Here is a 13,759-nt window from a genome sequence, read left to right as displayed (position 1 = left end):
CTCGATGGTTGCTGCTCGTTACTGCAACTCCGCGCGCGGATCGAACGGCATCGTTCGCTGCATCTGTTCGTATAGCGCACGCGCTTCCTCTGTGTCGGCGGGCGGCAGCACGATCTTCAACACCACGTATTGATCGCCGGGCGTCGGGCCTGGCAGGCCTCGGCCTTTGAGCCGCAGGCGTTGTCCCGCTTTCGCATTGGCGGGGATGCGCAAGTCCACCGGTCCTGCGAGCGTCGGCGTCGGCACAGTCGCACCGAGCGCCGCTTCCCACGGCGCCACCGGCAACGTCAATGTCACATCGCGGCCGTCGACCTGGAACAGGCGATGCTTGCGAAACTTCACTTCGAGAAACAGATCGCCCGCCGGACCGCCGCCAACTCCCGGACCGCCCTGGCCGGCGAGACGAATGCGTTGGCCTTCGACGATGCCTTGAGGAATCGTGATCTTCAGCGTGCGCGCCGGACCTCGCGGCGAGCTCTTGAGCTCGATGGTCTGCGTACCGCCGCGGAAGGAATCCTCGAGATCGATCTCGATGGTGGCAACTTGATCGTCGCCCGGCATGGCGAAGCCTCGCCCGCCGGCACCACGCGCACGTCCAGCACCGGCGCGCGCAGCGCCACCGAACAGTGACGAGAAGAAGTCGCTGAAGCCGCTTTCCTGATCGCCGAAGGCGGTGGAGAACTCGAAGTTGCGGCCCCAATCCGGTGGCGGCCGGAACTCCTGGCCCTGGCGCCAGTTGCTGCCGAGCTGATCGTAAGCGGCACGCTTCTGCGGGTCCTTCAGGACCTCGTACGCTTCCTGCACTTCCTTGAAGCGAGCTTCCGCGTCCTTCTCCTTGCTCACGTCGGGATGATATTTGCGCGCCAGCCGGCGATAGACGCGCTTCAGCTCGTCTTGGCCGACGTCGCGGGCGACGCCCATGATCTTGTAGTAATCCTTGTACTCAGGCACGGCGAAATTACACCTCGCGCCCAGCCGCTCGAGGGCGTCGGGCGAGTTGCAAGCGATTGATGTTCATCGACTTACCCGGCCTGCTCCAGAGCTCTACAGCGGCCTCGACCGGCCGCCGGGAGCCCTGACCGGGCGGCATGGGAACTCCATGCATTGCGACCTAGATGGCGCTGGCAACCGCGCTTTCAAGCGGCTGCGGCACGAAGGCTAGCGCGCGGATGCGCGCCGCTGGAAGGCTTTCAAGCCCAGCGCTCCGAGGAGCAGGGCAAGCAAGCCCATCCCGGCATTGCCGCCGCCTCCGCCACCGGAGCTCGACTGCGAGGCGGGCAGGGCGGCTGCGGTGACGCTGATAGTGGTCGAGGCGGTGTCGTTGCTCGGGTTGGGATCGATCTGCCTGCTGGAGATTTGAGCTTGCAGAAGCCCGCTGCCGGTTGCGCTGGCGGTCAAAGTGGCGCTGCCACTCGCGGTCGCGCCCGCAGCCAGCGATGCAAGCGTGCAGGTGATGCGGCCGGTTTCGACGGTGCAGCTATTTCCTCCGAACGTCGCACTGGCGGCGGTGACGCCGTCCGGCAAGGAAACGGTCAATACCACTGTGTCCGCGTCGCTCTCGGACTCGTTGGTTGCGCTCAGCGTCGTGTTGAACGCCGTGCCCGCCGCGCTCGAGCTGGGCGCCTGCAAGCTCACCCCAAGGTCCACTTCCGCCTGCGTCTCGATCGTTCCCTCGCCCTGGTTGTTGGCAGGGGTGTTGTCGTTGCCGGCGCTGACCTTCGCCGAGATCGGATGCGAAGCGGCCACCGAGCTGCGCAGCACGAGCTGTACTGCTGTCGTATTGCCGCCGGCGATCGGGGCGAGCTGGCACGTGATCAAACCGCCGCCGCTGGTGCACGAGCCGCCGGTCACGAAGGCTTCCACGATCGTGAGCTCGGACGGCACGGTGATTTCGGCTCTGGCGTTCGCGGTGGTGAGGCCACCGGTATTGCGCACGTTCAATTGCCAGTCGAACGAGGTGTTCAGCGGATGGCGCACCGAGCCGAGGTCCGCATCCACTTCGATATCCGCATCCGACAGCCCGGTGATGCAACTGGCGCCAGCGGCGTTCGGCTGCATGATGCTCAGGCTGCACGAGGAGAACTTGTCATTGCCGTTGATGCTGGAGGCCATGAGAAACGTGTTCGCCGACGTGCCGGCGCAAGCCTCATCCGGATCGCCGTCGTGAGGCGCGCCGAAGTTGTGGCCCATCTCGTGAGCGGCGATCAGCGATTCGATCCACACGCTGCGATTGCGCGCCTCGGTCAAGCCGGCGCCGAATTGCCGGTGGCAAATGGAGTCGATGAAGGCGATGCCGACGGTCGTGCCATCCAGGTCGCGCCCGGTGAACAGATGCGTCAGCCCCCGCGAATAGAGATTTGCCGAACGCCGGCGCAGGTCGCCGAGCTCGTTCAGCAATGATGACGCTGACGTCGTCGCCGACAACGAATCGCCGAAGTCGATGCTCGAAACACTGATCTGCACCTGCAGCTGCGAGCTGTAGATGCCGTCGACGTTGTTGAGCCGGGTCAGGATCTCGTCGCGGGCCTTCGTTTCACTGCCGAAGCGGTTCAGCAGCAGCAGGTCGCCGAGCACCGAGACCTCCAGGCGTCGGGTCGCGCCCACGGCCTGCATGAAGGTGGGCGAGCCTTTCAGCTCGTTCACCATGGAGTTGTACGCGTTGCTGCCCTTGGTGACTGGATCCGTTGACTCGGCAGCGCACGAGGCGGCGCCAGGCGTCATTGCGACGTCGGCGAGGCGAAAGATGGCGGTCGTGTCGACATCCGTCTTGGTGTTCGCGGGCAGGGTGTCGCGCAGCTTCGTCAGGGGTTCGATGACATAGAGCTCGGCGCCATCCCAAAGCATGCCCTGCATCTTGCCGCCGGCGATCGACAGGCGCGCCCACGAACGGGCGTCATTGTTGACTTGTCCGCGGTACAGATCGATCGCCGAGCTCTGCGTCAGTGCCGACAACTTGTCGTTGCGCTCGAGTGTGACCACGAAGCGGCGGCCGTAGGCGTCGAACTGCAATTCGCGCGTCGGCGAGGGCTTTTGCTGACCCGAGCCGGCAGGAGTGATGAGCTGGAGCGGCTCGAAATAAAGAATCCGCGAGGCGGCGTCATCGCTGGCGAACGCAGCGCTGGTCACGGCACTGAGCACGAGTGTCGCCAACCAGTGACAGTATCCGAAGAATCTGAATGCTCCGATGCGGCCGTCGCCCCCCATGTTTTATCGAATCGCCTCGGAGAAATATCGGCGCACGTTTTCTCACAGCCACGCGCGGTGGGCAACAGCAGCAGCCCGGGCAATTGCGAAGGGCGCGATGCGGATCACGCGCAACTTGCCGATAGTGCGATCGATGTTTGATTTTTGTCGCGAGCGGTCGGGTGACCCCGATCATTACTCTGAGCTTTGGCAGCGCCTCGAAGGAGCCCGGGTTTGGGGTTACGCCGACGCACCAAACGCGCGCGGCCGGGGCCGCCGACGCGCCAAAGTGGTGCGGCAGGAATCGGTTTTTTACCGTCAGGCCGCTGGTAAGCTGACGCTGGGCGGCCATGCCGGGCCGCGCTTTGCGGCATAGATCGTGCATTGCCAAGCATCGCCGCGGTAGTGCAAGGTAATCTGGCCACGCCACGCAAGCCCGGCGGAAACGAAAAACCCAACTCCCGACCGAGCGGCCCGCGCGAGGTCGGGGCAGCGCAATCGAGACAGGAGCCACGGGGAATGAAACTCATCAGCGCAATCATCAAGCCGTTCAAGCTCGACGACGTTCGTGCCGCGTTGTCGGAAATCGGCGTGTCCGGCATGACAGTCACCGAGGTCAAAGGCTTCGGCCGCCAGCGCGGTCACACCGAGCTGTATCGGGGCGCCGAGTACGTGGTGGACTTCGTTCCCAAGACTCGCATCGAAGTGGCGGTCAAGGACTCGCTGGTCGACCAGGTGGTCGAGGCCATCATCGGCGCGGCCAAGACCGGCAAGGTCGGCGACGGCAAGATCTTCATCACGGACCTGGAGCGCGTGCTGCGCATCCGTACCGGCGAAGCGGACGACCAGGCGCTGTAATCCAGCGCCGCGGTGACAGGCGGCGGGCGCGCCGCCTGCGATCCCTCCATGCCGTCAGGGCTATACTCCGCCCATGACTGGCATCATCCGATTCTATGAAACGGGCGGTCCCGACGTGCTGCGTTGGGAGTCGACCGAGGTCGGCGAACCCGGGCGCGACGAGGTTCGGCTGCGCCACACCGCCGTCGGCTTGAACTTCATCGACGTCTACGAGCGTAGCGGCCTCTATCAGGTGCCGTTGCCGGCGACGCCAGGTAAAGAAGCCGCGGGTGTGGTCGAAGCCGTCGGGGCCCGCGTCAAACACCTGCAGGTGGGCGATCGAGTCGCCTATTCATCAGGGCAGTCCGGTTCCTACGCCCAGGCGCGCGTGATGGCGGCGGATCGGCTGGTCAAGATTCCAGACAACATCGACGACAACACCGCCGCCGCGGCCATGCTCAAAGGTCTCACGGCGCAGGCGCTGTTGCGTCAGGTCTATAAAGTGCGCAAGAGCGATGCGCTGTTGGTGCACGCGGCAGCCGGCGGCGTCGGCTCGATTCTCGTGCAATGGGCTCGTCATCTCGGAGCTACCGTCATCGCAGTGGTTGGCTCGGCAGCCAAGGCCGACGTGGCGCGCGAGCTGGGCGCACAGCACGTATTGCTGAGCGACGATGATTGGGTCGCGCAGGCCAAGGCGATCACCGGCGGTCGAGGCGTGACGGTCGCCTACGACTCGGTGGGCAAGGACACTTTCATGGGCTCGCTGGATGCGTTGCGGCCGCGGGGCATGATGGTTTCCTATGGCAACGCTTCCGGGCCGCCGCCGGCGATTTCTCCGCTGGAGTTGAGCAAGCGCGGCTCACTGTTCCTGACGCGGCCTACCTTGTTTCATTACATCTCGACCCGTCCGGCACTGGCGCGAGCTGCGCAGGAGTTGTTCGATCTGATCGGACGCGGCGTGATCAAAGTGCAGATCGGCCAAACGTATCCGCTCAGCGATGCATCGCGCGCGCACGCGGATCTCGAAGCCCGCCGCACGACGGGCTCGACAGTGTTGATCCCTTGACGTTCAGGGCGAAGTGATCGGCGCCCAACTCGGCTGCGACGATACGCGGGCGCACCAGCTGCGAATGTTTGGATAGGGCGCGAGATCGAAGCCGCCTTCGTGCGCGACGTGCGTGTATGCATACAGCGCGATATCCGCCAGCGTGAATTGATCGGCGACCAGGAAAGTGCGCTCGCGCAAGCCGTCTTCGAGCACGTCGAGCGCGGCATAGCCGCTCTTTTTCTTTTCGATGAGTTTCTCGCCCAGCTCGGCGCGCGTCTTGCCGAGGCTGTTGAGCCAGAACCGCACCGTGCCGATATTGGGTTCGAGGTTGTACTGCTCGAAGCACATCCATTGCCACATGCGGGCGCGCTGATAACGGTCGTCGGGAATCAGGCTGGAGCCTTCGGCCAGGAACGCGATGATGGCGTGGCTCTCCGCGAGGCAGCCTTTCTCGGGGATTTCCAACACCGGAATGCGGCCGTTGGGATTCTTCGCCAGGAATTCCGGCGTGCGCGTGGCGCCGACTTTGATGTCGAGCTGAATCAGCTCGTATGGCAAACCGAGGTGCTTGAGCACCAGGCGCACTTTATAGCCGTTGCCGGAGGGCAGATAGTCATACAGGCGGTACATCGTCTCTCCCAAGCATCATCGTCCGCAGCCACATTCCAGGTAACACGTCAAAGAGAATTGAGCGCGTCCCCGAAACATCCTGCCCCGTGATGTTTGCAGAGAACTTCTTCTGGCCATCCACCTGTACTGCGCGTGGATCACCGCGCGATGCGGCTGGCTCAGGCGCGAAGCGTGGTCGCTCCTCGCAACATTGCCAATGCACCGCTGCGCACGACCTCCAGAACTTCGCCGAGATTCCCCGCTTCGGCAATGAACCTGTTGATCTGCGCCTCACTGTCGGTCAGTTCGACGGTATAGCTTTCCGCGTCATCCGACAAGACCTTTCCGCCAGCCCGTTGCACGGCGGAGTTGATCGCACCGATTTGTGAACTGGGTACGCGCAGCTTGAGCAACAACAGCTCTCGCTCCACGTGCTGGTCGCGCGTCATGTCGTCGACGTTCACGACGTCGATCAGCTTGAGCGACTGGTTGACGATTTGCTGAACGACCGCTTCGGTGCCGGTGGTGACCAGGGTCAAGCGCGACACCGTCGGATCCTCGGTGGGTGCGACGTTCAGCGACTCGATGTTGTAGCCGCGGGTGGAGAACAGGCTGGTGACCCGGGTCAGCGCGCCTACTTCGTTCTGCAGCAGGATGGAAACGATATGGCGCTTGCGGGCACTCATCGCGGATCCTTTTGAAATCGCGGGTGTGGTCCAGGCCCCGGCTTGAGGCGTGACTACTGTGTTCGTCGGCGTGCTCATCGGTGCGCGGCGCTGGTTCGTGTCGGGGCTGACGAAAGGGCGGGAAGCATACCGGCTTCCTTCATCGCGCCGGAAGACCCCTCTGGCAGCCCCGGCCGCCGGCCGGGGGATTGGCCGGGCGGGGCATGCACAGAACCGGGTGCCAAATGGACGATGGCGGCCCCTTTCCTGTAGGCTCACCCAGTCGCATAAACCCGGTCGCTCAGGGCGTCTCGGGCGCATTTTTTTTCCGGAAATAGTCGTGAAACACAGTCCTGCCGCGCTCTCCGCCGCCAGCCATCCGCTTGCGGGCAAGCAGATGTCAGGCGCCGAGATCATTGTCCAGGTGCTCGCCGACGAGGGCGTCGAGACCGTATTTGGCTATAGCGGTGGCGCGATCCTGCCGACATACGACGCGATCTTCGTCCACAACCGCGACGGCGCGGTGGATGGCCGCCAGCCCATGCCGCTAGTGGTGCCCGCCAACGAGCAGGGCGCCGGATTCATGGCTGCGGGCTACGCGCGGGCGACTGGCAAGGTCGGCGTGTGCGTGGTGACTTCCGGTCCGGGCGCGACCAATACCGTCACGCCGGTGCGCGACTGCATGGCCGACTCGGTTCCCATCGTCGTGATCTGCGGCCAGGTGGCCACGGGTGCCATCGGCAGCGACGCGTTTCAGGAGGCCCCGGTCGCCAGCATCATGGGCTCGGTGGCAAAGCACATCTTTCTGGTGACAGACGCCGCGAAGCTGGAAGCTACCGTGCGAACGGCGTTCGAGATCGCCCGCACCGGGCGGCCGGGTCCGGTGGTCATCGATATTCCCAAGGACGTGCAGAACTGGCGTGGCGCCTTCCAAGGCACCGGCCGGCTGCCTGTGCCGGGCTACCGGCACCGCATGAATCGACTCCTGCGCAGCACGTTGTCCGACGCTCAGTGCGCCGAATTCTTCAGCATGCTGGGCGAGGCCAGGCGGCCGTTGATCTACGCCGGCGGCGGCGTGATCCATTCCGGCGCGTCGGCGGCCCTGCGCGAGCTGGCCATCGAAATGAACATTCCCGTCGTGACCACCTTGATGGGGCTCGGCGCATTCGACACGACGCATTCCCTGTCCATGCGCATGCTGGGCATGCACGGCGCGGCGTTCGCGAACTATGCGGTGGACGATTGCGATTTCCTGATCACGCTCGGCGCACGTTTCGACGATCGCGTCGCGGGCAATCCGCCCAAGTTCGCGCCCAATGCCAAGCGCATCGCGCAGATCGATATCGATGCGTCCGAAGTGAACAAGGTGAAGCCGGTGGACTGGCATCACGTCGGCATGCTGCCCGAAGCGCTGCGGACGCTGTTGACGTACAGCCGTCGCGCCAATTTCAAGCGGGACTGGTCGGCCTGGGTCGAGCATTGCGCGCAGCTGCGTCGCGATCATGCGATGAACTACGATCGCGACAGCACGCTGATCCAGCCGTATCACGTGATCGAAGAGATCAATCGCCTGACCCGGGGCGAGGCCATCATCAGCACCGGCGTCGGTCAGCATCAGATGTGGTCGGCGCAGTACTTCGACTTCCGCCAGCCGCGCCTGTGGCTCACTTCCGGCAGCATGGGGACCATGGGTTTCGGCTTGCCCGCCGCGATCGGCGCGCAGCTCGCCAATCCGGACAAGCTGGTGATCGATGTCGACGGCGACGCCAGCATCCGCATGAACCTGGGCGAGCTGGAAACCGTCACGACCTACGACCTGCCGGTGAAGATCGTGGTGTTGAACAACTGCGGCGACGGCATGGTGAAGCAATGGCAGAAGCTGTTCTTCAAGGGCCGTCTGTCGGCCAGCGACAAGTCGCTACACAAGAAAGACTTCATCAAGGCCGCCCAGGCTGACGGCTTCCAGTACGCGGTGCGTCTGGATCGCAAGGAAGATCTGCCGCGCGTGATCCGTGAATTCATCGAATTCAAGGGCCCGGCGTTCCTCGAGGTGATGATCGATCCGGATGCGGGCGTCTATCCCATGGTCGGACCGGGGCAGGCGTACAACCAGATGATCACGGGTCAGTACATCGCATCGCGTAACACGCCGTCGCAGATCAGCACGCCTGATGCGTCGGAGATGTTCTAGTTACGTCGCTTCTGGTTTTTACCAGAAGACCCTCCCCCTAGCCCCCTCCCGTAAACGGGAGGGGGAACTTGATTTTTTTTCTTTGACCCGGAAGAAGCGCTTCTGCGTCAGAGATGTTGTTCCGAAGAAAGAAAATACAAAAAATTCGATTTCCCCCTCCCGTTTACGGGAGGGGGTAGGGGGAGGGTCTCCTGCTCGATCAGGGCGTGCGGATCAAAAGATCTCGAACAGCCCCGCTGCACCCATGCCGCCGCCGATGCACATGGTGACCACGCCGTACTTGGCGCCGCGGCGCTTGCCTTCGATGAGCAGGTGGCCGGTCATGCGGGCGCCGGACATGCCGTAGGGGTGGCCGATCGAGATTGCGCCGCCGGACACGTTGAGCTTGTCGTTGGGAATGCCGAGCTTGTCGCGGATGTAGAGCACCTGGCTGGCAAAGGCTTCGTTCAATTCCCAGATGCCGATGTCGTCCATCTTCAGGCCGTTGAGCTTGAGCAGCTTCGGCACGGCGAACACCGGGCCGATGCCCATCTCGTCTGGATCGCAACCTGCGACCGCCATGCCGCGATAGGCGCCCAGTGGCTTCAGTCCGCGCTTCTCGGCTTCTTTCGCTTCCATCAGCACCAGCGCGGCGGCGCCGTCGGATAGCTGCGAAGCATTGCCGGCGGTGATGTACTTGCCTTCCTGGATGCGCTGACCGTTCTTGAACACCGGCTGCAGCTTCTGCAGATCTTCCAGCGTGGTCTTGGGGCGATTGCCTTCGTCGAGCTTCAGCGTCATCGGCTTTTCCGAAGTGGCGCCGGTCTCCTTGTCCGCGACGATCATCACCGCCGGCAGCGGTGCGATCTCGGCGTCGTAGCGGCCTTCCGCTTGAGCGGCGGCCGTACGTTGCTGAGATTGCAGCGCGTACTGGTCCTGAGCTTCGCGGCTGACGCCATAGCGCTCGGCGACGATTTCAGCCGTCTCGATCATCGTCATGTACGTCTGCGGCAGGTTCTTCACCAGCCACGGATCGGTAACGCGGAACTTGTTCATCTTATCGTTCTGCACCAGCGAGACCGATTCGACGCCGCCGCCGATCGCGACCTGCATGCCGTCGTGAATGATCTGCTTGGCCGCAGTGGCAATGGCCATCAAGCCCGAGGAGCACTGACGATCCATCGACATGCCCGACACGGTGATCGGCAACCCCGCGCGCAGCAGCGCCTGGCGAGCGATGTTGCCGCCGGTCGAGCCCTGCTGCAGGGCGCAGCCGAGAATCACATCGTCGACGTCGGCGCCGTCGATGCCGGCGCGCTTGACGGCTTCGGCGATCGCATGGCCGGCCAGTTCCTGGGCCTGAGTGTTGTTGAACGCGCCGCGATAGGCTTTGCCGATCGGCGTGCGCGCGGTGGAAACGATGACTGCTTCGCGCATGGGATGCTCCTTACTTCAGATCCTGGAACCGCTTGCCTTCGGCGGCGAGTTTTTCGAGTAGCGGCGAAATGGTGAAATCCGGGCCCAGCTTGGGCGCATATTCCTTCAGTTTCGCCACCACGGTCGGCAGACCGATGGTGTCCGCATAGAACATCGGGCCGCCGCGGTACACCGGCCAGCCATAGCCGTTGATCCAGACGATGTCGATGTCGGAGGGACGGATCGCAATCTTCTCCTCGAGAATCTTGGCGCCCTCGTTGATCATGGGATAGATGCAGCGCTCGAGGATCTCCTGCTCGGAAATCTGGCGCGGCGTCGCGCCGGCCTTGGCCATGAAGTCCTTGATGATCTTTTCGGTGACGGGCGAGGGCTTGGCATTGCGCTGCTCGTCGTAATCATAGAAGCCGGCCTTGGTCTTCTGACCGCGGCGATCCATCTCGCACAACACTTCGCGCACCGTCGAGCTGCTCGACTTCTCTTTGTTCCAGCCGATGTCGAGGCCCGCGAGGTCCGACATGGCGAACGGTCCCATCGGCATGCCGAAATCGTACAGTACCTTGTCCACGTCCCAGGGCATCGCGCCTTCCATCAGCATGGCGAAGGCTTGATCGTGGCGGGCGGCAAGCATGCGATTGCCGACGAAGCCATGACATACGCCGACCAGCGCGGCCACCTTGCCGATCCGCTTCGCCAGCTGCATGGCCGTCGCGATGACTTGTTTCGAAGTCTTCGCGCCACGCACCACTTCGAGCAGGCGCATCACGTTGGCGGGCGAGAAGAAGTGCAGGCCGAGCACCCACTCGGGACGCTGCGTGGCGCTGGCGATCTCGTTGATGTCGAGATAGGACGTGTTGGAGGCGAGAATGGCGCCCTGCCTGGCGATCTTGTCGAGCTTGCCGAACACGTCCTTTTTCACGTCCATGTTTTCGAACACGGCTTCGATGATCAGGTCGCAGTCGGCGAGCTTCTCCAGCTCCAGCGTGCCGCTCAGCAGGCCCATGCGCTTTTCGACGTCTTCAGGCTTGAGCTTGCCGCGCTTGGCGGTGGTCTCGTAGTTCTTGCGAATCACACCCAGGCCGCGCTCCAGCGCTTCCTGTTTGGTTTCGACGATGGTCACGGGAATGCCGACATTGGCGAAGTTCATCGCGATGCCGCCGCCCATGGTGCCGGCGCCGATGATGCCGACCTTGGCGATGGGCAGCGTCGGAATGTCATCGGTGATGTCGGGAACTTTCCACACCTGGCGCTCGGCGAAGAACACGTAGCGCTGCGCGGCCGACTGCACGCCGGTCATCAGTTCCTGGAACAACTGGCGCTCGAGCTTCAAGCCTTCTTCGAACGGCTGGTTCACCGCGGCTTCGATGCAGCGGATGTTGTACTCGGGAGCGAGGAAGCCGCGGAACTTGCGGGCATTGGCTTTGCGGAAGTCCGCGAAGATTTCCGGTTTGCCGCGCGCCGCTTCGACCTTCTCGTTCATGTCGCGCACTTTCTTCAGCGGGCGATTTTCCGCGACAACTTTCTTCGCGTAGCCGATCGCACCGGCGCGCAGATCGCCTTCGGCGACCAGCTCATCGATCAAGCCGGCTGCGTGCGCACGCTTCGCGTCGACGTGTGCGCCGGAGGTCACCATCTCCAACGCCATTTGCGGACCTACGATACGAGGCAGGCGTTGCGTACCGCCGGCTCCCGGCAACAGGCCCAGATGGACTTCCGGAAGGCCGCACTTCGCCGAAGGAACGGCGACGCGATAGTGACATCCCAACGCGACTTCCAGGCCGCCGCCGAGCGCGGTGCCATGGATCGCGGCGATGACGGGCTTGCTCGAGTTTTCGATCGTGGTAATGACGTCGGGCAGCCACGGCTCCTGCATCGGCTTGCCGAACTCGGTGATGTCGGCGCCGGCCATGAAGGTGCGGCCATTGCAGATCAACACCACGGCCTTGACCGCGGTATCGGCGTTCGCCTGCTGCATGCCTTTGACGATGCCCTCTCGAACGGCATGCGACAGCGCGTTCACCGGCGGATAGTCGATTGTGATGATCGCGATCCCGTCTTGGACGGACAGGTCGGTCACGGCGTTGATGGCCCCCATCGATGCGTCTCCTGTGCTCTTGAGTGTTCGGTCCGCGAAGCGGAATGAAGCGATCGACGGAGCCGGCCGCCGAGTCTGCTGAACGTCGCGGGGCCGGCATTATGGCGCAATTTGTAGAGTTTTACCGCACTGCAAAGAATTCCGCATGGCGGACCAACAGGGACGGTGTAATCAATGACTTAGCCGGGCAAGGCGGCTGCCGGCGCAGCGTCAGCGCCGCTCTGCGGGCTGCGCGGGGACTGCGGGGCGCAGCTTGCAACCATATAGCCCCGGTTCCGCGGCACACACATCCGGGGTGCCTCGTTCCTGCCAGAACGCGGGTAGCCCGGCGCCGCTGACGATCTCTTCGAAACGCGAGTGCTGACGCAGGAATCCGGTTTGCGGCATCCACAGCACACGCAACGGCAGGCGTCCGCCCTGACGCTGCAGGCGCGACATGCGATTGAAAACGAAGTCCGGCTGTTTCAAAGCCGCGCCACAAAGAATCTCCGTCGCTGGATCGATCTGCTGCTCGCTGGCGGCGAGCGTGACTGCCTGCAACGCTTGCGGGATGCGGCGACGATTTTCTGCCGCGTGCAACAACGGGTCCGCCCAGCGCGAGAAATCCTGCGAGCTCACCGACGCGCGCAATATTTCTCTTGCCGCTTGGTTCTCGCCGGCAAGCAAGGCTTCCAATGCTTGCACCGTCGAGGGCACGGCTTGAATCGTCGGCGGCGCTTCAGTCGTCGTGAGCGCGTAGGCGAAACATTCGTTCGCGCCATTGTTCTGCGGTTGTAGAGCCACTGCTTGAGCACCGAACGGCGCTGCTTCTTTGTATCGGCCGGCATCGACGAGCAAACACGCGAGGCCTTCCAGCGCCGCGGCAGTTTGCGCATCCAGAGTGAGCGCCCGTTGCAACCGCTCGCGTGCCGCAACCCATTCGTTCCGACGCAAATGCACCAGGCCCAGTGCGGCGTGCGCGTCGGCAATGCCCTCGTCCAGCGTCAATGCATGCTCGGCGCTGCTTTCGGCCAGCTGGCTCAGCGATGTTTCGTCTTCGCTGCCCAGGCTCAAGTAACCGGTCGCGAGCGAGCCCCATGCGCGAGCGAATCTAGGATGGTCCCGGATCAACGATTCCAATCGTTCCACCGAGCGCGCGCGTCGCGGTTCGACGGCGGGCTGAGTAAAGCCCGAGCTGACCGGGCCTGACCACTCGAGCGTGGTGTTGATGAACGTGTCGTATGCCTTGGGGTTTTCAGTGCCGAGCAGAGATTTCCAGTCGCCCGTGGCATGCGCGGCATTCAGGAAGCTGGGCAGTGCCGCGGCGAAGGCGCTCATGGTCGCGAGTCGCGATTCTGTCGGCAGCGGCAATGCGATCTGGCGATCGACGATGTCGTCGGGCGCCACCAGGGCAAGCGTTGCTTGCTGTCCGTCCTCGTTCATCGAGACGCGCAAGGTGAACACCTTGGGCTCGGTGGGATCGATCGAGACCGAGGTCATGCGCATCTTGCCGCGCGCCAGCAGATGGTTGAGCTCGTAGCGCAGCCACGCCAAGTCAGCGTTGGCTGCAGTGCTGTTCAGTTCGAGACGCAGCGGTTTCGATGCGTGAAATTCTTCACGAACCGGCGGAGATATTTCGGGTTCTGTCGGCTCGGGCGAATAGCTACGCAGAAGGGGCCAGGACACGAATGCGGCGAGCAGGACCAAGCCCGCCACGCGGCGTAGGGTGAAGCGGCGAT

At 63.5% G+C, this 13,759-nt stretch carries 11 protein-coding genes; 4 read left to right on the top strand and 7 right to left on the bottom strand.

The window, feature by feature from the left end; genetic code table 11:
- Window positions 1-18 precede the first annotated feature (18 nt).
- Window positions 19-951 (bottom strand): DnaJ C-terminal domain-containing protein, encoded by a 933-nt coding sequence (locus tag VGE08_RS11195; RefSeq protein ID WP_331067965.1) that lies wholly within the window; start codon window positions 949-951, stop codon window positions 19-21.
- A gap of 207 nt (window positions 952-1,158) precedes the next feature.
- Window positions 1,159-3,204, bottom strand: coding sequence for a M12 family metallo-peptidase (locus tag VGE08_RS11190; RefSeq protein ID WP_331067964.1), 2,046 nt, complete (start codon window positions 3,202-3,204; stop codon window positions 1,159-1,161).
- Here VGE08_RS11190 and VGE08_RS11185 point away from each other — a divergent pair.
- From VGE08_RS11185 to VGE08_RS11175, 3 genes are all read left to right on the top strand, one after another.
- Window positions 3,203-3,559, top strand: a complete 357-nt coding sequence (locus VGE08_RS11185; protein ID WP_331067963.1) for a hypothetical protein — start codon at window positions 3,203-3,205, stop codon at window positions 3,557-3,559. The genes VGE08_RS11190 and VGE08_RS11185 overlap by 2 nt on opposite strands.
- Before the next feature lie 143 nt (window positions 3,560-3,702).
- Complete coding sequence (locus VGE08_RS11180) at window positions 3,703-4,041, top strand: P-II family nitrogen regulator (RefSeq protein WP_331067962.1); 339 nt, start codon at window positions 3,703-3,705, stop codon at window positions 4,039-4,041.
- Between the two features lie 73 nt (window positions 4,042-4,114).
- Entirely contained in the window at window positions 4,115-5,086 is a 972-nt protein-coding gene (locus VGE08_RS11175; RefSeq protein ID WP_331067961.1) for a quinone oxidoreductase, read from the top strand.
- Window positions 5,087-5,089: 3 nt separating this feature from the next.
- Here VGE08_RS11175 and VGE08_RS11170 read toward each other — a convergent pair whose 3' ends face one another.
- Window positions 5,090-5,698, bottom strand: a complete 609-nt coding sequence (locus VGE08_RS11170) for a glutathione S-transferase family protein (RefSeq protein WP_331067960.1) — start codon at window positions 5,696-5,698, stop codon at window positions 5,090-5,092.
- A 158-nt stretch (window positions 5,699-5,856) separates the two neighbouring features.
- Window positions 5,857-6,363 carry an acetolactate synthase small subunit gene (gene ilvN / locus VGE08_RS11165; RefSeq protein WP_331067959.1) on the bottom strand — a complete coding sequence of 169 codons (507 nt, stop codon included), beginning with the start codon at window positions 6,361-6,363 and terminating at the stop codon, window positions 5,857-5,859.
- A gap of 376 nt (window positions 6,364-6,739) precedes the next feature.
- Here ilvN and ilvB point away from each other — a divergent pair, with 376 nt between their 5' ends.
- Window positions 6,740-8,533 carry a biosynthetic-type acetolactate synthase large subunit gene (gene ilvB / locus VGE08_RS11160; RefSeq protein ID WP_349258674.1) on the top strand — a complete coding sequence of 598 codons (1,794 nt, stop codon included), beginning with the start codon at window positions 6,740-6,742 and terminating at the stop codon, window positions 8,531-8,533.
- A gap of 213 nt (window positions 8,534-8,746) precedes the next feature.
- On the opposite strand, the gene VGE08_RS11155 is transcribed toward ilvB, so the two are convergent.
- The 3 genes from VGE08_RS11155 to VGE08_RS11145 all read right to left on the bottom strand — a co-directional run bounded on the left by VGE08_RS11155 (window position 8,747) and on the right by VGE08_RS11145 (window position 13,706).
- The gene (locus VGE08_RS11155) at window positions 8,747-9,949 is read right to left on the bottom strand and encodes an acetyl-CoA C-acyltransferase (RefSeq protein WP_331067957.1); all 1,203 of its coding nucleotides are present in this window, start codon (window positions 9,947-9,949) and stop codon (window positions 8,747-8,749) included.
- Window positions 9,950-9,959: 10 nt separating this feature from the next.
- Window positions 9,960-12,041 (bottom strand): 3-hydroxyacyl-CoA dehydrogenase NAD-binding domain-containing protein, encoded by a 2,082-nt coding sequence (locus VGE08_RS11150; RefSeq protein ID WP_331067956.1) that lies wholly within the window; start codon window positions 12,039-12,041, stop codon window positions 9,960-9,962.
- Window positions 12,042-12,251: 210 nt separating this feature from the next.
- Window positions 12,252-13,706, bottom strand: a complete 1,455-nt coding sequence (locus VGE08_RS11145; RefSeq protein WP_331067955.1) for a tetratricopeptide repeat protein — start codon at window positions 13,704-13,706, stop codon at window positions 12,252-12,254.
- Window positions 13,707-13,759 lie beyond the last annotated feature (53 nt).

The organism is Steroidobacter sp. (assembly GCF_036406195.1).
Classification (GTDB): Bacteria; Pseudomonadota; Gammaproteobacteria; order Steroidobacterales; family Steroidobacteraceae; genus Steroidobacter.
Note: the sequence above shows the minus strand (reverse complement) of the source record. Positions and strands in the feature narration are given on the sequence as shown.

Excerpts from the sequence above, each read along its gene's own strand:
- VGE08_RS11185 (WP_331067963.1), top strand. The coding sequence starts at position 3,203 with ATGTTTTATCGAATCGCCTCGGAGAAATATCGGCGCACGTTTTCTCAC.
- VGE08_RS11190 (WP_331067964.1), bottom strand. The coding sequence starts at position 3,204 with ATGGGGGGCGACGGCCGCATCGGAGCATTCAGATTCTTCGGATACTGT.
- VGE08_RS11180 (WP_331067962.1), top strand. The coding sequence starts at position 3,703 with ATGAAACTCATCAGCGCAATCATCAAGCCGTTCAAGCTCGACGACGTT.
- VGE08_RS11175 (WP_331067961.1), top strand. The coding sequence starts at position 4,115 with ATGACTGGCATCATCCGATTCTATGAAACGGGCGGTCCCGACGTGCTG.
- VGE08_RS11170 (WP_331067960.1), bottom strand. The coding sequence starts at position 5,698 with ATGTACCGCCTGTATGACTATCTGCCCTCCGGCAACGGCTATAAAGTG.
- ilvN (WP_331067959.1), bottom strand. The coding sequence starts at position 6,363 with ATGAGTGCCCGCAAGCGCCATATCGTTTCCATCCTGCTGCAGAACGAA.
- ilvB (WP_349258674.1), top strand. The coding sequence starts at position 6,740 with ATGTCAGGCGCCGAGATCATTGTCCAGGTGCTCGCCGACGAGGGCGTC.
- VGE08_RS11155 (WP_331067957.1), bottom strand. The coding sequence starts at position 9,949 with ATGCGCGAAGCAGTCATCGTTTCCACCGCGCGCACGCCGATCGGCAAA.
- VGE08_RS11150 (WP_331067956.1), bottom strand. The coding sequence starts at position 12,041 with ATGGGGGCCATCAACGCCGTGACCGACCTGTCCGTCCAAGACGGGATC.